The 23,444-nt window shown below is 65.7% G+C and carries 18 protein-coding genes and 1 tRNA gene; 10 read left to right on the top strand and 9 right to left on the bottom strand.

Translation table 11 applies throughout. The features are described 5' to 3' along the window. Nucleotides 1–7 precede the first annotated feature (7 nt). Nucleotides 8–91 (bottom strand) — tRNA-Leu (locus ACVZTU_RS00300). Between the two features lie 514 nt (nt 92–605). Here ACVZTU_RS00300 and ACVZTU_RS00295 point away from each other — a divergent pair. From ACVZTU_RS00295 to pknB, 7 genes are all read left to right on the top strand, one after another. After that, entirely contained in the window at nt 606–1,472 is an 867-nt protein-coding gene (locus ACVZTU_RS00295; protein ID WP_376905173.1) for a DUF3662 and FHA domain-containing protein, read from the top strand. Beyond that, complete coding sequence (locus ACVZTU_RS00290) at nt 1,469–1,978, top strand: FHA domain-containing protein FhaB/FipA (protein WP_482401078.1); 510 nt, start codon at nt 1,469–1,471, stop codon at nt 1,976–1,978. The genes ACVZTU_RS00295 and ACVZTU_RS00290 overlap by 4 nt, the downstream gene beginning before the upstream one ends. After that, nucleotides 1,975–3,399 carry a PP2C family protein-serine/threonine phosphatase gene (locus tag ACVZTU_RS00285; protein WP_181271197.1) on the top strand — a complete coding sequence of 475 codons (1,425 nt, stop codon included), beginning with the start codon at nt 1,975–1,977 and terminating at the stop codon, nt 3,397–3,399. Before ACVZTU_RS00290 ends, ACVZTU_RS00285 begins: the two co-directional genes overlap by 4 nt. Further along, nucleotides 3,399–4,994, top strand: a complete 1,596-nt coding sequence (locus ACVZTU_RS00280) for an FtsW/RodA/SpoVE family cell cycle protein (protein ID WP_482401077.1) — start codon at nt 3,399–3,401, stop codon at nt 4,992–4,994. Before ACVZTU_RS00285 ends, ACVZTU_RS00280 begins: the two co-directional genes overlap by 1 nt. Further along, nucleotides 4,991–6,460, top strand: a complete 1,470-nt coding sequence (locus tag ACVZTU_RS00275) for a peptidoglycan D,D-transpeptidase FtsI family protein (protein ID WP_139909578.1) — start codon at nt 4,991–4,993, stop codon at nt 6,458–6,460. Before ACVZTU_RS00280 ends, ACVZTU_RS00275 begins: the two co-directional genes overlap by 4 nt. Then, nucleotides 6,457–8,277, top strand: coding sequence for a protein kinase domain-containing protein (locus ACVZTU_RS00270; RefSeq protein WP_259358052.1), 1,821 nt, complete (start codon nt 6,457–6,459; stop codon nt 8,275–8,277). Before ACVZTU_RS00275 ends, ACVZTU_RS00270 begins: the two co-directional genes overlap by 4 nt. Nucleotides 8,278–8,394: 117 nt before the next feature. After that, nucleotides 8,395–10,284 (top strand): Stk1 family PASTA domain-containing Ser/Thr kinase, encoded by a 1,890-nt coding sequence (gene pknB, locus ACVZTU_RS00265; protein WP_482401076.1) that lies wholly within the window; start codon nt 8,395–8,397, stop codon nt 10,282–10,284. Between the two features lie 91 nt (nt 10,285–10,375). Here the strand turns inward: pknB and ACVZTU_RS00260 are convergent, their stop codons facing one another. From ACVZTU_RS00260 to ACVZTU_RS00245, 4 genes are all read right to left on the bottom strand, one after another. Continuing rightward, a complete protein-coding gene (locus tag ACVZTU_RS00260) occupies nt 10,376–10,888 on the bottom strand; it encodes a GyrI-like domain-containing protein (protein WP_139467643.1) in 513 nt (170 codons plus the stop codon). A gap of 159 nt (nt 10,889–11,047) precedes the next feature. Next, nucleotides 11,048–11,692: an anthranilate synthase component II gene (locus ACVZTU_RS00255; protein ID WP_482401075.1), complete on the bottom strand. Its 645-nt coding sequence runs from the start codon at nt 11,690–11,692 to the stop codon at nt 11,048–11,050. Continuing rightward, complete coding sequence (locus ACVZTU_RS00250; RefSeq protein ID WP_167443994.1) at nt 11,689–11,856, bottom strand: hypothetical protein; 168 nt, start codon at nt 11,854–11,856, stop codon at nt 11,689–11,691. The genes ACVZTU_RS00255 and ACVZTU_RS00250 overlap by 4 nt, the downstream gene beginning before the upstream one ends. A gap of 1 nt (nt 11,857) precedes the next feature. Continuing rightward, a complete protein-coding gene (locus tag ACVZTU_RS00245) occupies nt 11,858–13,084 on the bottom strand; it encodes a class E sortase (RefSeq protein WP_482401074.1) in 1,227 nt (408 codons plus the stop codon). A gap of 264 nt (nt 13,085–13,348) precedes the next feature. On the opposite strand from ACVZTU_RS00245, the gene ACVZTU_RS00240 reads away from it, so the two are divergent. Beyond that, the gene (locus ACVZTU_RS00240) at nt 13,349–14,071 is read left to right on the top strand and encodes a cell division protein CrgA (RefSeq protein ID WP_482401073.1); all 723 of its coding nucleotides are present in this window, start codon (nt 13,349–13,351) and stop codon (nt 14,069–14,071) included. 431 nt (nt 14,072–14,502) lie between these two features. Here the strand turns inward: ACVZTU_RS00240 and ACVZTU_RS00235 are convergent, their stop codons facing one another. After that, on the bottom strand, nt 14,503–15,204 hold the full coding sequence (locus ACVZTU_RS00235) for a rhomboid family intramembrane serine protease (protein WP_139467640.1): 702 nt from the start codon (nt 15,202–15,204) through the stop codon (nt 14,503–14,505). Between the two features lie 38 nt (nt 15,205–15,242). Beyond that, entirely contained in the window at nt 15,243–15,785 is a 543-nt protein-coding gene (locus ACVZTU_RS00230; protein WP_139467639.1) for a peptidylprolyl isomerase, read from the bottom strand. A gap of 175 nt (nt 15,786–15,960) precedes the next feature. Here ACVZTU_RS00230 and ACVZTU_RS00225 point away from each other — a divergent pair, with 175 nt between their 5' ends. Continuing rightward, complete coding sequence (locus tag ACVZTU_RS00225) at nt 15,961–16,701, top strand: hypothetical protein (RefSeq protein WP_229664020.1); 741 nt, start codon at nt 15,961–15,963, stop codon at nt 16,699–16,701. A gap of 204 nt (nt 16,702–16,905) precedes the next feature. On the opposite strand, the gene ACVZTU_RS00220 is transcribed toward ACVZTU_RS00225, so the two are convergent. Both ACVZTU_RS00220 and argS read right to left on the bottom strand, forming a co-directional pair. Further along, on the bottom strand, nt 16,906–18,192 hold the full coding sequence (locus ACVZTU_RS00220) for an MFS transporter (RefSeq protein WP_482401072.1): 1,287 nt from the start codon (nt 18,190–18,192) through the stop codon (nt 16,906–16,908). Beyond that, nucleotides 18,189–19,928, bottom strand: a complete 1,740-nt coding sequence (gene argS, locus ACVZTU_RS00215; protein WP_482401071.1) for an arginine--tRNA ligase — start codon at nt 19,926–19,928, stop codon at nt 18,189–18,191. Before argS ends, ACVZTU_RS00220 begins: the two co-directional genes overlap by 4 nt. An 87-nt stretch (nt 19,929–20,015) precedes the next feature. On the opposite strand from argS, the gene ACVZTU_RS00210 reads away from it, so the two are divergent. Further along, complete coding sequence (locus tag ACVZTU_RS00210) at nt 20,016–23,339, top strand: S41 family peptidase (RefSeq protein WP_482401070.1); 3,324 nt, start codon at nt 20,016–20,018, stop codon at nt 23,337–23,339. The last annotated feature ends 105 nt before the right edge of the window (nt 23,340–23,444 follow it).

Genomic DNA, 23,444 nt, shown 5'->3' with positions numbered 1-23,444 from the left:
TTCGCTGTGCGCGAGGGGGGACTTGAACCCCCACGACCTTGCGGCCACTGGCACCTGAAGCCAGCGCGTCTACCAATTCCGCCACTCGCGCGAACAAGGTAAAACTCTAGCATCGGAGACGGCGAAACTGAAAACCGAGGAAGCCGAATCGAGGCAAACGTGTCCACCTTCACATTTTCGCCCCGCGCGGTCACTCCTCCTATGTCGTCTGCGCGCACCACGTCCATTCCGCACGGTCACTCATCGCGCATTCCACGCGGCCACTCATCTTCGCCCTTTGCAGTTCATACGCCCTCGCCCCTCGCAGCCCCACGTCCTCACCCTTCCCAGCGCCCGCTCTCGCCCCACACGGCCACACACGCTCGCCCCCCGCACGGGCCCACCTGCACCGCGTGCACTGCCTCGATCTTCCCTGGACGCGCGCAGGGAATCCCGGCACAGCTTCGCCCCGCGAACACGCGTGACGTGAGTTGAGAGCCTCACCGCGTTAGGATTGGGTGTTGATGTGCCCAGAGTGCACGTGATCAGGACCACCTGGTCAGAGCACTCAAAGACGCTAGGCGAAGAGTTCGTCCGGCAACGGCAACACCTGATGAGGAGGTGCCATGGGGTTACTCGATCGCTTCGAGAAGGGGCTGGAGAACGTCGTCAACGGCGCCTTCGCCAAGGCTTTCAGATCCCAGGTCGAACCCGTCGAGCTCGCCGGAGCCCTGCGCCGTGAGGCCGACAACAAAGCCGCCGTGGTCTCCCGCGGTCGCACTCTGACGGCCAACCACTACGTCATCGAGCTCTCGCAGACCGACCACGACCGACTCTCCGGCCTCGAGTCCGAACTGCGCTCCGATCTGCGCCAAGTCGTCGGCGACCACGCCGTCGAACAGGCCTACAGCTTCGTCGGTCCCGTCTCCGTCGAATTCGCTCTCGCCGACGACCTCGACACGGGAATGTACCGCGTCGTGTCCTCGACTCAGCGCCCCGACGGATCCCCCGCCGCTCAGCCGGCCAACCGCGGCGGCTACGACCCGATCTCACGGGCGAATCCGATCGTCGGCGAGTCCCCGAACTCCGGCCCCCGGCCCGCGACCCCGCGCCGCACCCCCGAACCTGCCCGTTCGGCTCCGACCCCCGCCGCGACCTCGCGACCGAACCCTGCCGCCCGGCCCGCACCGGCACCGGCGCGCTCCATCGAAGCGAGCGTCACCATCGACGGTCGCACGCAGATGCTGCGTCAGGGCACGAACACCTTCGGCCGATCCTCGTCGAGTTCGGACTTCGTCATCGACGATCCCGGCGTCTCACGACGTCACTTCGAGATCGTCGTCGAGGGCGACCGTGCCGTGGCCAATGACCTCGGTTCGACGAACGGCACGCTTCTGCACGGACGCAAACTGACATCGGCGACCCTGTCCGACGGCGATGTCCTCCTCGCCGGAGAGGCCGAGGTCCACTACAACGAGCGGGATGCCCAGTGAGCGAATTCACCGTCACCGTCTTCCGGTTGGCATTCTTCGTCATCCTCTGGCTCTTCGTCCTCGGAGTCGCCGGAGTCCTCCGCCGCGACATCTTCGGCCCCCGGAAGGCCCGGGCCGGAAAGAAAGCTCGCCGAGGCGGCTCCAAGTCCGCCCCGCCGCCACCGTCGCGTCCGGCTCCCGCACCTCGTCCGGCGGCCGCCCCGGTCGCCCACGCCCATCCGGGCACCATCCGCATCACCGACGGCCCCTTGGCCGGGCAGGCGCTGATGCTCTCGGGAGCGCCAGTGACCTTCGGCCGAGCCCCCGACAACACGATCATCATCAATGACGACTTCGCTTCCAGCCATCACGCGCGGATCTCGGCGAAGAACGGAGCCTGGATGCTCGAAGACCTCGGGTCGACGAACGGCACCATCGTCGACGGCACGCGCATGACCGGGCCCATCCAGTTGGCCATCGGCACCCGGATCACCATCGGACATACGACCCTGGAGACCCAATCGTGACGACCGGCGGTACCATCACTCTCCGTTCGGCAGCCCGGTCTCATACCGGGCTGGTTCGTAAGAACAACCAGGACTCCGGCTACGCGGGACCCAATTTCCTGCTCATCGCCGACGGAATGGGCGGTCACGCCGGCGGAGACGTCGCCTCCGCGATCACCGTGTCCCGCTTGGCCGAACTCGATCACGAGCCCGGAGGCGAGGACGCCCTCGAAATCCTGCGGACCTCGATCCTCGAGGCCAATGACCGCATCTGCCGCGGCGTCGGCGAACAGCCCGAACTCGCCGGGATGGGCACCACCGTCACCGCCGTGCTGCGCGCCCCCGGCAATCGCTTCGCTCTCGCCCATATCGGCGACTCCCGCGGCTATGTGCTCCGCGACGACAGACTCCAGCCGATCACCCACGACCACACGTTCGTGCAGATGCTCGTGGATGAGGGCCGGATCACCGCTGAGGAGGCCGAGACCCACCCGCAGCGCTCGGTCGTGATGAAGGTCCTCGGCGACGTCGGGGCCTCCCCCGACCTCGATCTGTCCCTGCGTGAGGCCCAGGTCGGCGATCGTTGGATGCTGTGCTCGGACGGTCTGACCGGATTCGCCGATATCGACGACATCACCCGCGTGCTCAAAGAGGTGGCCGACCCCGACGAGGCCTGCCGTCAGCTCATCGACCTGGCCCTGGCCGGCGGCGGAGCCGACAATGTCACCGTCGTCGTCGGCGATGTCCTCGAAGGCGAAGTCGAGACCACCGAAGGCGTGTCCGTCGGCTCCGTCCACCTCAACCCCCGCTACGCCGCGATCGGTGCGAACCCCGACGCCGAGGCGGCCGTTGACACCGAAGCCCATGCGACCTTCGCCGAGGATGACGTGTCCGCCGACACCGCCCCGATCCAGACCGTGGACGGCGAGGACGTCGAAGCACGGGACGGAACCACTCAGCAGCTGCGGACGAACACCGCGGCAGACGAGGAGGCCGACCTCGACGATGAGGACGAGAAAAGGTCCTACCTCGGATGGATCATCACCGCCATCGTGATCGTCGCGCTGGCCGTCGGCGGATTCTTCGCCTTTAACTACGTCAGCCACCAGTACTATGTCGCCGACGACGACGGCAAGGTCTCCCTCTACCGCGGTCTCGACACGACGCTCGGGCCCATCGAACTCAGCCGCCTCGTCGACACCACGGACATCGAGGTCGGCAGCCTCAACAGCTACTCCCAGGACCGTCTGCGCGGATCGATTCCCGCCGGGTCACGCGATGAGGCCGATCGCATCATCGACAATCTGCGCAAGGAATCCGATCGCTCCTCCGGCATGTCCGGCGATGTCGAGGACTCGACGAGTCCGAGCGACCCGGCCCCCTCACCTCCGGATTCGAAGTCTGCCGACCCCAGTGACGCCATCACCCGGGAGTCGCAGTGATGAACCAGGCTCCCTCGCAGACCGCGCGCCCCAGAACCTACCGGTTGGCCGAGCTCGGTCTCCTGATCCTGGCTATTGTCGTCGCCACTAGCTCTTACGCCCTGGTTGGACTCGGCGTCGAAGGCACGATCCCGGCCAACGTCTACGGTTATGCCGCATGGCTGGCCGTGCTCGGCATCGCCATACACATCGTCGTCTGGATCAAGGCGAAATACGCCGATCCGGTGCTCGTGCCGATCGCGGTGCTGCTCAACGGCCTCGGCCTGGCTATGATCTACCGCGTCGACCTCGGCCGCGATGAGTACCTCGGTTCAGGCATGACTCAGCTCATCTGGACATCTCTGGGCGTCGTCCTGGCCGGCCTGATCGTCATCTTCCTGAAAGACCACCGCCTGCTGAGGCGATACACGTACATCTCCGGGATGGCTGGTCTTGTCCTGCTGCTTCTGCCCCTAGTGCCCGGCCTCGGTTCTGAACACTACGGGGCGAGGATCTGGATCAAGGTTCCGCTCTTCGGGTCATTCCAGCCCGGCGAGGTCTCGAAGATTCTGCTGACTATATTCTTCGCCGGCTACCTGGTCAGCTACAAGGATCAGCTAGTCGCGGCCGGAAAGAAGTTCCTTGGCATCCAATGGCCGCGCCTGCGTGACTTGGGGCCGATTGTGACCGCCTGGGTTGCCAGTGTCGGTGTGCTCGTCTTCGAACGCGACCTCGGCACCTCGCTGCTCTTCTTCGGACTATTCGTCGCGATGCTGTATGTGGCCACCTCCAAGGCCTCGTGGATCATCCTCGGTCTCGGCTTCTTCGCAGCCGGAGCGGTCCTCGCCAGCCTCTACTTCACGCACGTCCAGCAGCGCATCGATGGCTGGCTCAATGCTCTGACTCCCGAGGTCTATAACAAAGAAGTCGGTGGGTCGTACCAACTCGTGCAGGGTCTGTTCGGCATGTCCAATGGTGGACTCATCGGCACCGGTTTAGGCGAAGGACGCCCAAATATGGTGCCCTTCGCGGAGTCCGACTTCATCTACGCAGCCTTCGGTGAGGAGATCGGCCTGGCCGGGCTCTTCGTCATCCTGCTGTGCTACCTCTTCATCTTCCAGCGCGGAATCCGCACCGCTCAGCAGCTGCGTGACGGCTTCGGCACTCTGCTGGCCACGGGCCTGTCGTTCACGATCGCCCTGCAGGTCTTCGTCGTCGTCGGCGGCGTCACGCGCCTCATCCCGCTGACGGGTCTGACCACGCCGTTCCTCGCACAGGGCGGTTCCTCGCTCATCGCGAACTGGATGATCATCGGCCTGCTGCTGCGGATCTCGGACAATGCCAGGCGCCCCGTGGAGGAATTCCACACCGGAGTGCTCAGAATCACAGAGGATCCCGAACCCGTTCCCGCGGGTGCTCGCGCCAACGACACGGCCGCCTCGGCGCTCACGGTCGACGAGGATGCCCCCACGACGAACCTGCCGCCGGCGGATTCCCGCGTGTTCGATGACGAAGCCCCGACCACGAATCTGCCGTCCGCAGGCGCACGGCCCCGCGGCCAGGCACCGAACGACACCGATGCCACCGACCAACGACCCACCGGAGGTGAACGATGAAGAAGCCATTGACGCATATCGCCGTCGTCGGATTCGTCATGTTCGCGCTCCTGTTCGGGTCGACGAGCTGGGTGCAGTACGTAACTGCGGATTCGCTGAACAACAATCCGCTGAACAACCGGCGGATTCTCGACCAGCTGGCTCGTGATCGCGGTCCGATCCTCGTCGACGGCACCCCGATCGCCTATTCGGAGCCCGTCGACGACAAGTACAAGTACCAACGCAAATACGGTTCGGACAACCTCGATCCGCGTGCCTACGCCTCGCTGACCGGCTACTACTCCGTCGTGTCCGGCGCTTCGGGGATGGAGCGCGCCTCCGGCGACTACCTCTCCGGCGATTCCGACGCCCTGTTCTATGACAAGGTCGGCAGCTTCTTCACCGGTGAGCAGCCGCGCGGCGCCGCCGTCGAGCTGACGATCGACCCGAAGGTGCAGCAGGCTGCGTGGGACGGTCTGGGCAACCAGAACGGCGCCGCCGTGGCTCTCGACCCGAAGACCGGGAAGATCCTGGCCATGGCCTCGACCCCGGGCTGGGACCCCAATGCCCTGGCCAGCCACGACTCGACCGAAGCCAGCCAAGCCTTCAAGAACCTCGAAGCCGCCGACGGAAAGCCCGCCTACAACCGCGCTATCGGCGGCAACCTGTACCCGCCCGGCTCGACGTTCAAGGTCCTCGTCGCCGCGGCCGCCCTGGAATCCGGCGACTACGAGCCCGATTCCCAGCTCAACGGACCCGCCACGCTCGATCTGCCGCAGACGACGGCGACGATCGGCAACTCGCATCCCGGTGCCTGCCGCAACGGGGGCAAGCCGACGCTGGCCGATTCGCTGGCCGAATCCTGCAACACCTCATTCGCCTCCTTGGGAATGGATCTCGGAGAAGACGCAATCGCGAAGCAGGCCGAGAAGTTCGGCTTCGGCGAGGATCTCGAGATCCCTCTCAATGTCACCCCGTCCTCGTTCCCGTCCGACCTCAATCCGCCGCAGCTGGCTCAGTCCTCGCTCGGTCAGTACGAAGTCAGGTCGACTCCGCTGCAGATGGCGATGATGACCGCAGGAATCGCCAACGGCGGCAAGATGATGAAGCCCCAGCTCGTCGACAGGGTGCTCAATGCGAACACCCTCGAGCCGATCTCCGAGACCCGCCCGAGCCAGATGTCCCGGCCCGTGTCCGGAGATACGGCCGACAAGCTCACCGACATGATGACCGGTGTGGTCGAGAACGGCACCGCCTCGGTGGCGAAGATGGGCGATACGAAGGTCGCGGCGAAGACCGGCACCGCCCAGCACGCCAAGGGCGCGGCACCCCATGCCTGGTTCATCTCCTTCGCCCCCGCCGACGACCCTCAGGTCGCGGTCGCGGTCGTAGTCGAGAACGGTGGAAACGCGGGCAACGAAGCTTATGGTGCGACGGTCGCAGGACCGATCGCGAAGAACATGATGGAAGCGGTGGTCGAGAAATGAGACCCGTCGAAGGCACCCTGTTGGGCAACCGTTACAAACTCACCTCCCGCATCGCCGTCGGCGGCATGGGCGAGGTCTGGAAGGGTGTGGACTCCGTGCTCGGCCGCGAGGTCGCGGCGAAGATCCTCAAGGACGAGTACCTCTCCGAATCGACCTTCCTCGCCCGGTTCCGTGCCGAAGCCCAGAACATGGGCCGAGTCTCCGACCCGGGAATCGCCGGCGTCTACGACTACGGTGACGAGCAGGGTTCGCCCTACCTCGTCATGGAATACGTGCCCGGTGAGGCTCTGTCGGCCATCATCGAGCGCAGTGCTCCCCTGTCCGAGACCGATACGCTCTCCATCGTCACGCAGGCCGCTCAGGCCCTCGGTGCCGCACACAAGGTGGGCGTCATCCACCGTGACATCAAGCCCGGCAACATCCTCATGACCCCGGACTTCCGGGTCAAGATCACGGACTTCGGCATCGCCCGAGTCACCGATCAGGCACCGCTGACGAAGACCGGGCAGGTCATGGGCACCGCCCAGTACCTCGCCCCCGAACAGGCCACCGGAAAGGGTTCGGGACCCGGTTCCGACCTCTATGCACTGGGCATCATCGCCTATGAGGCCCTGGCCGGTCAGCGTCCCTTCACCGGAGACTCGCAGGTGGCCATCGCCATCGCCCAGGTCAATCAGCAGCATCCCCCGCTGCCGGACACGGTCTCCGAACCGCTGCGCCGCTTCGTCGACTGCCTGCTGGAGAAGAAGCCCGAACGCCGTCCCTCGGACGCGTTCAAGGTCGCCAAGGCCGCCGAGGCGCTCTCGGCCGGGGACATCGCCGGGGCCGAGGAGCTCGTGCCGCAGATGCGCCACGGAGCCGCGGCGTCCGAAGCTCTGACCCAGGTCTTCAACAACCCGGAGCCGGCAGCCACGACGAAGACCCTGCCCGTCACCTCCTCGAACGATGCGACCCAGGTGTACCCGAACGGTGCCGCCGCCGGAATCGTCGGCGCTGGTGCCGCCGGTGCCGGAGCAGCTGCGGCGAATACGGGACAGATCGATCCCAACGATCCGCAGAATCAGGATCTGGAGAAGGACAAGCAGTCGAACAAGGGCCGCGTCCTCATCTGGATCCTTGCGATCATCGCCCTCATCGCGGTCGGTTCCCTACTGTGGTTCTTCCTCGGCGGAGGCAATGCCGAACCCGAACCGGAGCCATCGACCTCGGCGCCCACCTCGGAGGCGGCGAAGACGATCGAGATCGATAAGAACGATTACATCGGACTCACGGAATCCTCGGCGACGCAGAACCTCGAGAACAAGGGACTCGAGGTCGAGACGACCGACATCAACTCGGACCGGGCAGCCGGAACCGTTGCGGACGTCGGCGAGGGCGACAACGGTTACACCTTCGAAGAGGGTGACACCGTGACCCTCTACATCTCCGCCGGCCCCGCCGAGCAGCCCGAAGAGCCGGCCTCGGACTCCGGATCCGATTCGGGTCTGGGCAATGACTCGGAGTCGAGCTCGGATTCCGGTTCCTCATCCGATTCGCAGGATCAGGGTTCGAACTCCGGTGACAACGGCTCGTCCTCCGATCAGGACTCCTCGAGCTCGTCGAGTTCGTCGTCGGACTCCGAGACCTCGAGCGAATCGGACTCCTCATCGTCGACGGACACGTCAGGCGAGTCGGATACCTCGAGCTCCGGCGATTCGGCCGACACCTCCGGCGGCTCCAACCCGAACAGCGGCAATAACGGAGCGGGCAGCAATTCCGGCTCGGCGAGCAGCTCGGAGGCCGGCGGCAACCAGAACGGAAACAACGGCAATGACTAGACAGTGATCGATACAGAGCAGCGATTACGAGAAGCGAAGAGTTTGAGATACTGAAACTCGACCCGGTTCAGGTGAGAATGAAGCCTGAAGCTCGGGTGAGACAAGCGGAGGACATACATGAGTGAACCCAAGGTGCTGTCGGGGCGTTACGAAGTTCGTGCGCTCCTCGGCCGTGGGGGCATGGCAGAAGTGCATGAGGGCGTCGACAACCGTCTCGGCCGTCGCGTGGCCATCAAACTTCTGCGCTCCGATCTCGCCCGCGATCCGTCGTTCCACACCCGACTCAAGCGCGAGGCCCAATCCGCGGCCGGTCTCAACCATCCCGGAATCGTCTCCGTCTACGATTCGGGCGAAGAGGAATTCGTCGAATCCGGTGGCTCGTCGGTGTCCGTTCCGTTCATCGTCATGGAATACGTCGAGGGCCAGACCCTGCGCGAAGTCCTCAATGAGCACGGCACACTCACCGTCGACGAGGCACTCAACGTCATCGCCGGGGTCCTGGCTCCGCTCGAATACTCCCACCGCAACGGCATCGTCCACCGCGACATCAAACCCGCGAACGTCATGCTCACCCCTGAGGGTGACATCAAGGTCATGGACTTCGGCATCGCCCGGGCGCTCAAGGACAATTCGGGACTGACGCAGACCCAGTCGGTGGTGGGCACCGCCCAGTACCTCTCCCCCGAGCAGGCCCGCGGCGAAGTCGTCGACGCCCGTTCCGACCTGTACTCGACCGCCTGCCTGCTCTACGAGCTGCTGGTCGGTCGTCCCCCGTTCGTCGGCGATTCTCAGTTGGCCGTGGCCTACCAGCACGTGGGAGAGACTCCGCAGCCGCCGAGCTTCTATAACTCGAACATCCCACCGGCCGTCGACCGGCTCCTCCTCCACGCTCTGCTCAAGGACCGCGACGCCCGCTACCAGGACGCCTACACCTTCCGCGAGGACGTGCTCGCTGCCCGCGACGGCCGTCCCATGAGCTTCGAGGACGATGTCGAGGCCACGCAGGCGTATCCGATGATGGCCCCGCCCATGACCGCTCCGATGGCTCATGCCAACGAGGCCGAGCCCACTCCCGAAACCGGGCCGGTATCGGCGATCATGACCAATCAGGAGGAACGTCCGCCGCAGAAGCGGTCGCGCGCCTGGGTCTGGATCGGCAGCATCTTCGTCCTCCTCGCCCTGGCCGCCGTGGCCCTGTGGGTGTACGAGATCAACAAGCCGCCGGAGGTCATCGAGGTTCAGGTCACGGATGTGGCGAACATGGACGCCGATGAGGCCGAATCCGCGCTCATCCAACAGGGCCTGCGAGTCGACCGCGACGAGAAATACAGCGCAGAGGTCGATGAGGGCAAGGCGATCGAAACCGACCCGCCGGGCGGTCAGACCGTGGAGAAGGACAGCGTCGTCAAGCTGATCATCTCCTCGGGCCCCGAGTCCGTGAAGGTCCCTGATGTCACCGGCAAGACCGAGGAGGAGGCGCGGAAGATCATCAACGACGCGAAGCTGCAGGCCGGCACCCATATCCCCCAGAATTCCCCGGACGTTGAGAAGGGCGTCGTCATCGAGACCAAACCCGGCGACGGTCAGGAAGTCGACGTCGATTCGAATGTCGATCTCGTCGTATCCTCTGGCATGGTCGAGGTCCCCGATGTCACCGGCCAGAGCGCCGAGGAGGCCTGCAAGACCCTCGAGGGCGATGAGTACCAGCTCAAGTGCAAGACCGAAGAGGTCGAGACCGCTGACCACGATGAGAAGAAGGTCTTCGAACAGTCCGCGACCGGCGGAAGCGACGTCAAGCAGGGCTCGGAGATCACCGTGAAGGTGGCCAAGAAGCCACCGGAGCCGGAGCCGTCGCCGTCGATCCCGTCGGTCCCCGGTGGAATCCCGACCGCTCCCGGCGACGACGGCGGAGACAACGGAGACGAAGGCGATAAGGACAAGAAGGACAAAGATTCGATGGGCGGAGGGCTCTTCGACAACTGGTCCGAAGGCATCATCGGCAACTGAGTTCGCAGCGCACAGCGGCCGGGTCAGTCATCGACTGACCCGGTCGCTGTCGTCTCCGGTGTGTGTCTGTGGGCGTCGGTGACGCCGTTCCTCACTCCAAGGTGAGGAACAGGTCGGTGCGCATATCGGCGGGATCCGCCTCGGGGCTGGGTTCGGTGACATAGAGTTCGATGAACGGCAGTCCCGGACGGTGGCCGGCCGCCACCGCGTCTTTGAGCAGCTGCGCCCATGACTCCCCGAGGCCGTCGTATCCGCCGAGGTGGCTGCGCACGGCCATGGAGCCGCCGGGCAGCTCCGCAGGGATGACGATATGACCGCCGGCGATCGGCTGCGCATTCGTCAGCCCCGCCGAGGTGGGGATCCCGACCTGCAGATCCACCGTTTCGCTCGGCTGTCGAGTGTAGAGGGCGAAGGCCGGTCCCGCGGGTTCGAGGCCCGCCTCGGAGAGCACGGGGAAGAGACCGGAGAACGTGGCATCGAAGAGTTCCGGCAGGTCTGACATGTGCACTTCACGCGCTTCGACGACCGCCGCCGGAGTGGCAGGGACCTCGATGACGGTGAGTTCGGTGAACGGTTCGTCGCGCAGATAGGTCGGTTCTGACATCGTCGCTGTCTCCTGTTCGTCGGCAGTGCACGGCCCTTGAGGTCGTGCACGGATCCCGGCGCTGATTCGGATCATCTGAGCACGGGGACCACTGTGCTCACGATCATAACGATGGGCCGCCTCGGCGAGAACCCTGAGAACAGGGATCGGCGGGAATTCTCAGGCGATCGCGGTCGCCAGCGGCGACATGCCCGCCGCCGCCTGCGCAGCGCCTTCGAGACCGCACACCTCGAGCCAGTTGCCGAGCATGAGGTATCCGCGCTCCGTGAGCACGGATTCGGGGTGGAACTGGACCCCGAACAGGGGCTTCTCCCGGTGTTCGATGGCCATGACGATGCCGTCGTCGGTGCGGGCGGTGACGGCGAACTTCTCGAGGTCGAGGGTCTCGTCGACGATCGCCAGCGAATGGTAGCGGGTGACCGTCAGCGGGCTCGGGCAGCCGAAGAAGATGCCTTCGCCGTCGTGGGTGATGACCGAGGTCTTGCCGTGCATGAGCACGGGAGAATGGGTGACCTCGGCGCCGAACACCTCGCCGAGTGCCTGATGGCCCAGGCAGACGCCGAACACGGGCATGCCGGCCGTCTCCGCCCAGGACAGAAGGGGCGGGCAGACTCCGGATTCTGCGGGCACGCCGGGGCCCGGGGACAGGAGCACGCCGTCGTAGGCGCTCACGGACTCCGCGATCGCGGAGGCGGGGATGTCGTCGTTGCGGACGACGTCGACATCCGCGCCGAGCTCACGCAGATAGGACACGAGCGTGTAGACGAAGCTGTCGTAGTTGTCGATGACGAGGATCTTTGTCATTGTCCGCCTTCGGTCACTGTGGCGTTGTTGAAGGGCATGTACGGGGCGATCACGGGGAAGACGTACTGCATGAGCAGCAGCACGACAGCCGCGATGAGGATGAGGGCGAGGATGAGCTTGACCACCCAGTTGCCCGGGAGGATCCGCCAGATGAATGCGTACATATCAGGCACCGCCGTTCTTGCTGACCTTGTCATAGGCCTTCGAGTCCTTGATATTGTCCGGTGCTCCGTCACTGGCCGGCGTCCAGTCCGTGAGTTCGGCGTAGGCGACGTAGCGTTCCCGGGCGGAGAACATCGGGTTGCAGGCCGTCATCGTCAGGATCCGGTCCTTGCCCTTGAAGTCGGGTGCGTCGGGCACGGGCGAGAGCACTTCGACGGCGTCGGGGAGGATGATGTCGAAGTTGCGGAAGGTGTAGGTGTAGAAGCCGTCCTTCGTCTGGACGATGATCTCATCGCCCGGGCGCAGGTTCGCGATCTGGTTGAGCGGCTTGCCGTAGGTCACGCGGTGGCCGGCGATGGAGAAGTTCCCGACTTCGCCCGGCATCGCCGAGTTCGGGTAGCGGCCCACGCCCATCCGGTTGAGCACGGGTTCGAGGTCGACGCCCTCGGCGACGGTGCGGTAGTAGTCGTCGCCGAAGCGCGGGATGTAGAAGATGCCGAAGGCCTCGTTCTTGCCCACGGGATCGGAGACCACGGGTTCGTCCGGGTCGTCGGGCAGCTCGTTCGGGTCCTGGTTCGCCCAGTCCTGGGTGAGTTCGTCGGCGAGCACTTCGTTGTCGCGGTTGGCCTGGATGTCCGTCCACCACAGCTGCCAGACGACGAAGAGGATGAGGACGAGACCGGCCGTGATGCACAGTTCGCCGAAGGTGCGCACGGTCCCGCGAATCGGGCCCAGCGGTTCCTTCTCCACGGGCTGACGTCGTCGCTGGCGGCGGGTCTGTGGCCGGCCCTGAGGTTGGGGTGCGGCCTGCGGTTGAGGTGCGGCCTGAGGTTGGCGTGGATCCTCGCCGAGATGGCCGTGCGCAGCATGTCCGCCCTGCTGGGGTGCGGCCGCATATCCGTTGCCGGCCGCGCCACCGGCGTTCTGTGCCGCATTGGGAGCGCTCTGCGGGACCGCGGGCATGGCCTGGGTGGCCTGAGCGTGCGTCGAGTGGGGCTGTTCGTAGACGGGCGGGGCGTCGGAGTAGACGGCGGTCGGTTCGCCCTGGGCCGCAGCGGCTTCGGCTTCCCTGCGTCGCAGCTCGCGTCGGCTGGGCAGCGGCTGATCGCCGCCGGCACCGGAACCACCTGCAGACTGATCGGCGGAGTAACCGAGCTGCTGGTCACCGTAGTCAGATGGAGCCTGCCGTCTCTGAGCAGGACGGATAGTGGGTCGCGAGGGCGGATTCACGCCCGGCTCGTTACCCGAGGAGGAACTATTCACCACTTCTGCTCCGTGACTGTCACTGCATTGTCGGGGGCCGTCGAAGAAGACAGGCGGGGACACCCCTATGCACTTTATCCTATGAGAATCATCGTCCGGGGCGCGCTCGGGGCGCTTTCAGGGTAGTCGGAGTTTTTCACTGTGACCCCCGCCCCGAGTAGACTGGTCTGCGATCGTCCCCAACCATTCATTCGGCGACCCCAACGACGGTCGGCCGACAAAGGAGTACTTGTGGCCAAGTCCAAAGGACGCCCCCAGCGCACTTCTCGCACTTCGTCGGCGGCCAAGGCGAAGCAGGCCGAATCCGCAGAAACGGTCGAGGCGACCGAGGTCGACGAACTCGAGACCGAATCGCTCGACACCGATGTCGCCGAAGCTGCCGACACCGAGTCGGATGTGACGGAGACTGCTGCGGATGGTCTGAAGGACGATTCCTCGGATGACGACGCAGAGGACTCCGAAAAAGCTTCCGCGAAGGACTCAGCGACCGCGGCCGCCGGGAAGAAGGACAAGGCGTCGACGGACGAGAAGTCGGTCACGAAGTCCGACTCGGCCAAGGACGAGAAGTCGGCCAAGGATGCGAAGTCGTCGAAGACCTCGGACTCCAAGACCTCAGGATCGAAGGCCTCTGATTCCAAATCATCAGCCTCCAAGACAACCGGCTCGAAGAGTGCGGCCGCCAGGCGCACGGCCCGGTCGGGCAATCCCGCCAAGCGCCCGCAAGGTCGCAAGACGGCGAGCTACACCTCGACCTCGGGGCAGCAGACCATCAAACCGAACCCGAGCTGGTTCCTGCCGGTCCTCATCGGCCTCCTGCTCATCGGTCTGATCTGGCTCGTCACCTTCTACATCACCCAGGGCGCTCTCCCCGTCGAAGCGTGGGGCAACTGGAACATCCTCATCGGCTTCGCCTTCTTCGTGGCGGGTCTGATCATGTCCACACGCTGGCGGTAGCCGACCCCGGCCGCAATCGCTGACGATGGTCTGGTCGATCCGCGGTGATTCTGAGCTCGGAATCACCGCGGATCGACCAGACAATCTGCATTCACCGGTCCACGCTCGCACCGGCAACGGCGCTCCGCTCGCACCAGCAGCGGCGCCCCGGCATCAACAATCCACAAGCGCCGAGTTATACCCAAGCCGGGTGCGTCGCTTGTGGAAAACTTAATCTAAGCCTCTGACCAGGCTAAACACACAGGTGTAAGTTATCCACGTTGTGGATAGAGCTTGTGGACAAAGAATTTTCCACTGCAGAGTGCACACAAAACGGCTTTTGTCTGGTAAAAGCCTGATAGCGCCTGTGCGACTTCGCCCAGCAGACGAAAACGTCGCACTCTGCGACTGAGTCCAAGGCCTCAGCCGAGTTCGGAATTCGAGCTCCTAGCTCAGGGCAGGGCTGAGAGGCCGGCCAGCTTCCACGCTCCGCCGGCCGCCAGGAGGACCACCAGACCGACCGCGGTCGACGTGAACACGAGCGTCCGTGAGCGCTGTGGCCCGAGCAGCCCCGCACACCCGAGCACGAACCCGGTGAGCAGACCGCCGAGGTGGGACTCCCAGGACACGCCCGCGACGAGGAATCCATAGCCGAAGTTGAGCGCCACGAACACGAGCACCCCGGCGATGTTCCGGTCGAGCCGACGGGTCGGGGCCAAGAGGACACCGACGATCGCGAACACCGCACCCGAAGCACCGATATGATGCGTCACCCAATCGACGCCGAGGGGATCGGCCAGCAGGAGCACCATGGCCGAACCACCCGCAGTGCCGATGATGTAGACGGCCAGGAACTTCCAATGCCCCAGCGCCCGCTCGACGAAGGATCCGAAGAAGAACAGTCCGATCATGTTCGCCAGCAGATGGAACGGTGAGGGTTCCTCGTGGACGAGGGCGACCGTGAGCACCCGCCACGGCTGTTCGAGCGTGAGCGCAGGCACGAAGCTCAGTCGGCGCAGCAGGTCGAGGCCGGGAATGAGCTCCGCGAGGAACGCCACGATGGTGACGATGAGGAGTATGCGGGTGATCAGCGGCGGGGATGCAGAGAGGGCCCGGCCGGTTTCCCGTGCCGAGCCCTCCTCAGGTGTGTCCATCACACCATGGTACTCAGTGGTCCTCTACGGACAGTGACTCACTTCGCGGTGACGTCGACCTTCTCGATGACGACCGGCTCGACCGGCTTGTCCATCGCAGCGGTGCGCACACCCTCGATCTCGTCGACGACCCGCTGCGAGGCTTCGTCGGCAACCTCACCGAAGATGGTGTGCTTGCCGTTGAGCCAAGGGGTCTCGGCGGTGGTGATGAAGAACTGCGAACCGTTGGTGCCGCGTCCCATCTGCTTGCCGGCGTTGGCCATGGCCAGCAGGTACTTGCGGTCGAACTGCAGTTCGGGGTGGATCTCGTCGTCGAAGGTGTAGCCGGGTCCGCCGGTGCCGGTGCCCAGCGGGCAGCCGCCCTGGATCATGAAGTTCGAGATGATGCGGTGGAAGCCGAGTCCGTCGAAGAAGGGGCGCTTGGTCGGTTCGCCGGTCGAGGGATCGGTGAACTCACGCTCGCCCTGGGCGAGTTCGACGAAGTTGGCCACGGTCTTCGGAGCATGATTGCCGAAGAGGTTGATGGTGATGTCACCGTGGTTGGTGTGCAGGACTGCTGTATGTGTCGAAGCTGTAGTCATGGCTTCATTCTTCCACGCCGAGGCGGCGAATGCAGTTTCGCACCAAGTCCATTGCCCAACCTGTCAGGCGATCCGCAGACAATTCGATGACATCCGCTGTCCACAGGTTTGCCCCTAGGCCGTAGACTGGTCAGTGATCAACTGACCACCGACATCTAAGGATTGGGAACTGTTTATGTCGAAGAAGCCCACTCGAGATCAGCTCACTTCGAAGCTCGATTCCGCGAAGCAGACGTCGCTCCGAGTCCTGGCAGATGCCAGCGAGAACGCGGCCCCTAAGCTGCGTGAGGCCGCAGACAAGGCTCGCCCCCAGGTCGAGGCGCTGGCCGGCAAGGCCGAAGAGTTCGCTGAGAAGGCGCGTCCGCAGGTCGAAGCTCTCGCCGACAAGGCCAATGATCGGGTCCACGACTGGGCCGACAAGCTCGAGTCCTACCGTCCAGAGGCCACCGAACGCGCCGGCAAGTTCGCATCGAACGCCGCGACTTCGCTGTCCGCTGCCGAGACCCCGAAGCTCATCGATGACCTGGCTGTCCGCCTCACCGGTGACAAGAAGGCCATGAAAAAGGCACGCAAGGCTCTCGCCAACGCCGGCAAGCGCATCGAGAAGGACACCGCCCGCAAGTCCGGTGGCGGAAAGGCCGCACTCGTGTGGACCCTCGTCATCGGTTCGGCCGCCGGAATCGGCTACTACGTGTGGAAGAAGGCCCAGCCGGTCGAGGATCCCTGGTCGACCCCGCTGCCGAACAACCGTCCCGCCGATGCCCGTCCGGTCGGTTCGACCCCGGCTTCGCGCCAGGCCGCGGCCACCGAGGTCTCGCAGACCGCTGTGCCCTCGACCAAGGCTGAGGCCGCGGACGAGGTCCCCGCACCGAAGCCGGCAGTCAAGCCTGCCGAAGGCTCCGACGCCAAGCACTGAGTCACTGACGACTGATCAGTGACGCTGTTCAGTCACCAGGCGAATCCACGGATTCGCATGACCGTCACCGAGGCGGCCCACCGTTACGGTGGGCCGCCTCGGTGTTTCTGTGCGCGCCGACTCCTTATTGCTACCTGACGGCGGCCCAGCAACCTCGCGCGAGGTTGCTGGGCCGCCGTCAGGTAGTAATTAGGGAGGGCGAGCCTATTCGGGGTCGAGGACCTCGCGCCCACCGCGGGGGAAGCCTCCGGCACGGCGGGCGGCCACGAGACCGGTGATCGTGAATGCGAGGGTTGCGGTGAGGATGAGCAGCAGCGGTGCCGTCCACCCACCGGTCGCGGTGTTGAGCCAACCGGCGAACGGCGGAGCCAAGGTCGCTGCGAGGTAGCCGCCGAACTGCACGCGCGCCGATGCTGACGCGGTCTGGGCGTCGCTGCCGGCGGTGCGGGCGATGATCGAGAAGATCGCGGTGAACCCGCCGCCCTGGGCGATGCCGCCAGTAGTCGCCCACAGCCAGTACGCACCGGGTGCTGCCAGCAGACCCACGGGCAGCGACAGCCAGAGGACTGCGACGATCGCCACGGGCACCCACGGTTTCGTCTTCACTGCCAGCAGCGGCACTCCGAAGGCGCCGAGGATCGCCGCGATCTGGAACAGGGATGCCGTGCCTCCGGCGGCGGTCGGGGCGAGCCCGATCGTGTCGCCGAGGTAGCTCGGCAGCCAGGTCGTCGTCACGTAGTAGGCGGTCGACTGCCCGGAGAACGTGATGATGAGCAGGGCGATGATCACTCGGAAGGAGGCGGGAGCCTCGGCCCACGACTGATTCGCGGCGGGGGCGGCCGCCTCGGCGAGGGAAGGGTCAGTCGAATCGACGGCCTCCGCGGCAGCGCGGGCGGCCTCCCCCTCGCGGCGCACGCGCACGCGGATGAGCACCATCCAGAAACCGAGCCCAGCGAGGGCGAGAACGCCCCATGTGGCCAGCGCCCAGCGCCAGCCGAAGGCTGCGGCCAGCGGGCCGGTGCCGATGAGGGTGGCCATCGAACCGACGTTCATCATCGCCGAGTACAGGCCGGTGACCATCGACACCTGTTCCCACGGGACCTCGCGGCGGATGAGGACGGGCACGACGATATTGCCCAGGGTGATCGCGAGGCCGATGATTCCGGTGCCCACGAGCACGAGCCAGGACGGACCGACCGACCGCAGCACGGTGCCCAGCAGGACACCGGACAGACAGGCGAGAACCGTGGCTTCGGCCCCGAGGCGGGTGATGAACTTCCCCGCCAGCGGCGTGGCCAGCGCAAACAGCAGAACCGGCAGACCGGTGAGGAGACCGAGTCCGGCCGCGCTGAATCCCGTGCCTTCCTGGATGTCGGGCAGGATCGCCGTCGGCGCGATGATCGGGGTGCGCAGGTTGAGGGCGAGGATGACGATGCCCAGAACGATCCAGGGCAGCATCCTCTTCGCGGAGGGCAGGTGAGGTGAACTCACATCCGCTCGGGAACGCGGATGCCGAGCACCCCGAGACCGGCCTGGAGGACCTCGAGCACGATCGCCGAGAGCCGCAGACGGGAGTCGCGCAGCTCTTCGGTCTCGGCGATGAGCACCGGGCACTGCTCGTAGAACGAGGTGAAGGCCTGGGCGAGATCGAACAGGTAGGTGCACAGGCGGTGGGGCGTCGACCCGGCGGCCACCTCAGTGACCACATCGGCGAAGCCGAGGATCGACAGGGCCAGCTCACGTTCGGCCGTCTCGCCGAGGCTGATCGCAGCGTTCGCGACCTGGGAGGCATCGACGCCTTCGGCCTCGGCTTTGCGGCCGATCGAACGGATGCGGGCACCGGCGTACTGGAGGTACGGGGCGGTGTTGCCGATGGGGGCGAGCATCCGGTCGAGGTCGAAGGTGTACGAGGTGTCGTGGGCGACGGAGAGGTCGGCGTACTTGACCGCACCGATGCCGACGATGCGCGCAACCTCATCGGCCTCCTCGGGGCCGAAGTCCACGTGTGATTCTGCCAGAGTCGTCTTCGCCCGGGTCACGGCCTCTTCGAGGAGTTCGGCCAGGCGCAGCGGGGCACCTGAGCGGGTGCGCAGGATCTTGCCGTCGGATCCGAGCACATTGCCGATCTTCACGTGTTCGGGGCTGAAGGTCTCCGGCAGCCAGCCGGCCGCGCGGGCGACGGTGAAGACCATTTCGAAGTGCATGGCCTGCGGGGTGCCGACGACGTAGAGCGCCCGGTTCACACCGAGGTTGATCGCCCGGTTGCGGACGGCCGCGAGGTCGGTCGTGGCGTAGCCGTAGCCGCCGTCGGACTTGCGGATGATGAGCGGCAGGGGTTCGCCCTCACGGCCGGTGAAGCCTTCGGGGAACACGCACAGCGCTCCATCGGAGATCGTGGCCAGGCCCTTGGCCTCGAGCTCGTCGCAGACCTCGGCGAGCATGTCGTTGTAGGTGGACTCTCCGGCGAGGTCGGCGTCGGTGAGGGTGACGTCGAGGAGGGAGTAGATGCGGTTGAAGTACTCGCGGGAGTAGCCGACGAGCGTCGTCCACAGTCCCAGGGTCTCTTCGTCGCCGCCCTGGAGTTTGACGACGCGGGACCGGGAGCGGGTGGCGAAGGCTTCATCGGAGTCGAACTTCGCCCGGGCCGCCTGGTAGAAGGCGTTCGGGTTCTCGGACACTTCGGAGGCCTCGTCGGAGTCGACTCCCACGTCGAGGAGGTGCTCGATGAGCATGCCGAAGGGGGTGCCCCAGTCGCCGATGTGGTTCTGGCGGATGACCGTGTTGCCGAGGAATTCGTGGGTGCGGGCCAGGGCGTCCCCGACGACGGTGGTGCGCAGGTGCCCGACGTGCATCTCCTTGGCCACATTCGGGGCCGAGTAGTCGATGGCGATCTTCTGCGGGGCATCGTTTGCCGGTGCCGCTGCGGCGCCTCCCGCTTCGAGGGTGGAGGCGAGGAACTCCGGGGTGAAGGTGAGGTTGATGAACCCGGGTCCGGAGATCTCCGGAGTCTCGCACACACCCTCGAGGTCGAGGTTCTCGACGATCTGTCCGGCGATGTCGCGCGGCTTCGACTTCAGCTCCTTGGCCAGCGGCAGGGCCACATTGGCCTGGAAGTCTGCGAACTGGCTGCTGCGGATGACGGGATCACGTCCGGCGAAGTCCTCACCGAAGGCCTGGGTGAGGGCGGCGGCGAAACGGTCCGTGAGCACAGAAGTCAGAGATGGCATGTGCCCATTCTATTGCCGGGTGCAAGTTGCCTGGGCATCGGTTCCGGCCCGCGGTCGCCGCACTGTCGAGCTTGTAATGTGGGTCACGTGACTTATCTTCGCTATCCCCATATCCAGTCCGATCTCATCACCTTCACCGCCGACGACGATGTCTGGCTCGTTCCCTCCGCCGGCGGCCGCGCCTGGCGGCTGACCTCCGATCATGCGCCGGTCCGGTCACCGAGGATCTCACCCGACGCAGCGCACGTCGCGTTCGTATCCTTCCGCACCGGCCAGGCGGAGCTCATGGTCGCCGAGGTGGCCACCGGGTCCCTGCGTCGGCTCACCTGGTTGGGGTCGAGCGCGATGACGATGCTCGGGTGGGCCGATGCCGCCCATGTCCTCGTCGGCGCGAATGCCGGGGAGTTCGAGGTCCGCAACCATGTCGTGAAGTCCGTGAGCCTCGACGGCGAGGTCGATCGGCTGTCGTTCGGTCGTGCCTCGGGTCTGGCCCGGCACCACACGGGAGTGACCGCTCTGTCGACGCCGTTCTCCCGTCCGCCCGCGCACTGGAAGCGCTACCGGGGTGGGACTGCGCCGAGGCTGTGGCTCGATCGAGTCGGCAGTACGAACGCTGCCGGCATCGGAGATGGATCCGGGGCCCGGTGGCAGCGGCTGCTGCGCGAGGACGAGGCCTCTCTGACCGACCCGCTGTGGGTCGGCGATTCGCTCGTGTTCACCTCGGACCGGGCCGCGACCTTCCCTCACCATGCCGATGAACAGGCGAACCTGTGGATCATCGACGGACTGGCCACCTCGGCGAGTTCGGGTGATGACTCGGTCGAACCACGGCAGCTCACGCACCAGTCCGAGGCCGAGGGTTATGTCCGTGACGCCACGACCGACGGCACCCGCATCGTCTGGCACTCCCGTGGGGAGATCAGGATCCTCGACAGCCTCGACGCCGAGGTCCGCACCCTCGCAGTAGCTCTGCCGGGCACCCAGGTGCAGCCGCTCAGTCTCGACCCGAAGACCGGGCTCAACCACATCAGCCCCGACAGAGAAGGCAATGCCTCGGTGGTGGAATGGCGGGGCAAGACCTTCTGGCTTGCCCACCGCGAGGGCCCGGCCCGGGCGCTGTGCGCGGATTCGTCGATCCGCACCCGCGAACCTCTCGTCCTTGGTGACACCGGGTTTGCCGCGTACATCACCGACGTCGAAGGGGAGGACGCGATCGAGGTCGCGTCCGTGACCGGGGACAAGCCGCCTCGGCGAATCGGGGCCGGAGCCCTGGGACGGGTCCTGCACCTGAAGGCGGATCCGGCGGGGAAGATGCTCGCCACGATCTCCCACGACGGGTCGATCCGGACCGTCGAGGTGGGCAACGGACGGTCGCGTCTGGTCGGGCATTCGGGACACGGCGAGGCGCGCGATCCGCGGTTCTCACCCGATGGGAAGTACCTCGTGTGGTCCCAGCCGACGCAGGGTGAGGAGCTGCTCGCGCAGCTGATGATCGCCGAGGTGAAATCGGATCGCGAGGCCCAGCCGCTGACGACGGGCAAGTTCAATGACTTCTCGCCGACGTTCACCCGTGATGGGAAGTTCGTCGCTTTCCTCTCCGATCGCACCTTCGATCCCTCGTACAACCAGCATTCCTTCGATCTGTCGTTCAACGGCGTCACCCGACCGTGGCTGCTGCCCTTGGCCGCCGATGAACCTGCGCCCTTCGGACCGAGCGCCGGCGGATGGGCGATCAGCGAGGTCACCGAGGAGGCGAAGTCCGAGCGCGGTCGCGGGGACAAACCCGCCGCCACCGTCGAGGTCGAGCTCGAGGGAGCCGAGGAGCGCATCGTGCCGTTCCCGGTCGCCTCGGGGGTCTTCCGGGATCTCGAATCCGCCGAGGGAGGTCTCGTATGGCTGCGCACCGGCGACGTCGAAGCCGGTGAGCTCGGCACCGGACGGGCCGGAGATGCCGGTGAGAAACCCGCCGAGGTGGTCCAGTACTTCGACTTCGCCAAGCGGAAGGTCACCACCGTCGTCGACAAGGCCGACGAGTATGAGATCTCCGGAGACGGCAAGCTGCTCGTCGTGCGCAGCGACGACGCGATCAGCGTGGTCCCGGCGAACCGGAAGGTCGAGGCCGACGATGATGACAACATCTCCGTCGATCTCTCGCGTCTGCGGTTCGAGCTCGACCGTCGGGCCGAGTGGCTGCAGATGTTCGAGGAGAACTCCCGGATCATGCGCGACCACTACTGGCGCGAGGACATGAACGGGGTCGATTGGGAGTCGGTGACGCTGCGCTGGCGTGCTGTGGCCGCCAAGGCGCTGACTCATGACGACCTCGTCGACGTGCTGTGGGAGACCGTAGGCGAGCTCAACACCTCGCATGCTTATGTCACGCCGTCTGGGCTCGGCGATGGGTCGAAGAAGCTGGGATTCCTCGGTGCGGATCTTGAGCGGAGCGCTGAGGGTTGGACGATCTCTCGCATCCTTCCCGGTGAGAGCAGTGAACCGGGGGCGAGGTCGCCGTTGCGCCAGGCCGGAGTCGGAGCGCAGCCCGGCGATGTCATCGTTGCTGTCAATGGTCAGCCCGTCGACGAGGCGGCCGGTCCCGCCGCTCATCTGCAGGGGGCCGCGGACACAATCGTCGAGCTGACTCTGCGCCGCGGTCGCAAGGACCGCGCGGTCGCCGTGATTCCACTGCCCACCGAGGAGAAGCTGCGCTATCAGGATTGGGTGCGCTCCCGCCGGGAGTATGTGGCCGAGAAGTCATCCGGCCGCATCGGCTATGTGCATATCCCGGACATGACCTCCTACGGGTGGGCGCAGATGCACCGGGATCTGCGGCAGGCCATGGGCTGCGAGGGCGTCATCGCCGATGTGCGGTTCAACCGAGGCGGGCACACGAGTGCTCTGGTGGCCGAACGCTTCGCCGATCAGGTGGTTGCCTGGGGTGCGGCTCGCAGCTATGACCAGATGGACCGGGACCCCGAGGATGCTCCGCGCGGCCCGGTTGTGTTCGTGGCCAATGAGTTCTCCGGCTCCGACGGCGACATCATCAACGCGCGCGTGCAGGCCAAGGGCATCGGCCCGGTGATCGGCGTGCGCACGTGGGGCGGAGTCGTCGGCATCGACGGTCGCTACGATCTCGTCGATGGCACCGGAGTGACGCAGCCGCGCTATGCCTTCTGGATCGAGGGCAAGGGCTGGAGTGTGGAGAACTATGGAGTCGACCCCGATATCGAGGTCGAGCACGATCCCGGTCAGCTCTTCGCCGCCGACGATCCGCAGCTCGACCGTGCCATCGCCGAGGTGTTCGCTGGGCTGGAGGCCCGTCCCGCCGCCCAGGCTCCGGAGTTCCCACCGCCGCGCGTGCAGCCGCTGAAGAAGGACGGAACCGGGGTCCCCGAAGCCCCCGCCGAGGACTGACCCACCAACCCCTCCACCTGCCGGTAGGGCCTGGCCCCGCCACCTGCCGACGACCGCACTGCGTTCCAGCCATCAGTTCGCGTCCTGATGGCTGGAACGCAGTGT

It is taken from the genome of Brevibacterium sp. OS20, from assembly GCF_056837565.1.
This window is presented reverse-complemented; position numbering and strand designations above follow the sequence as displayed.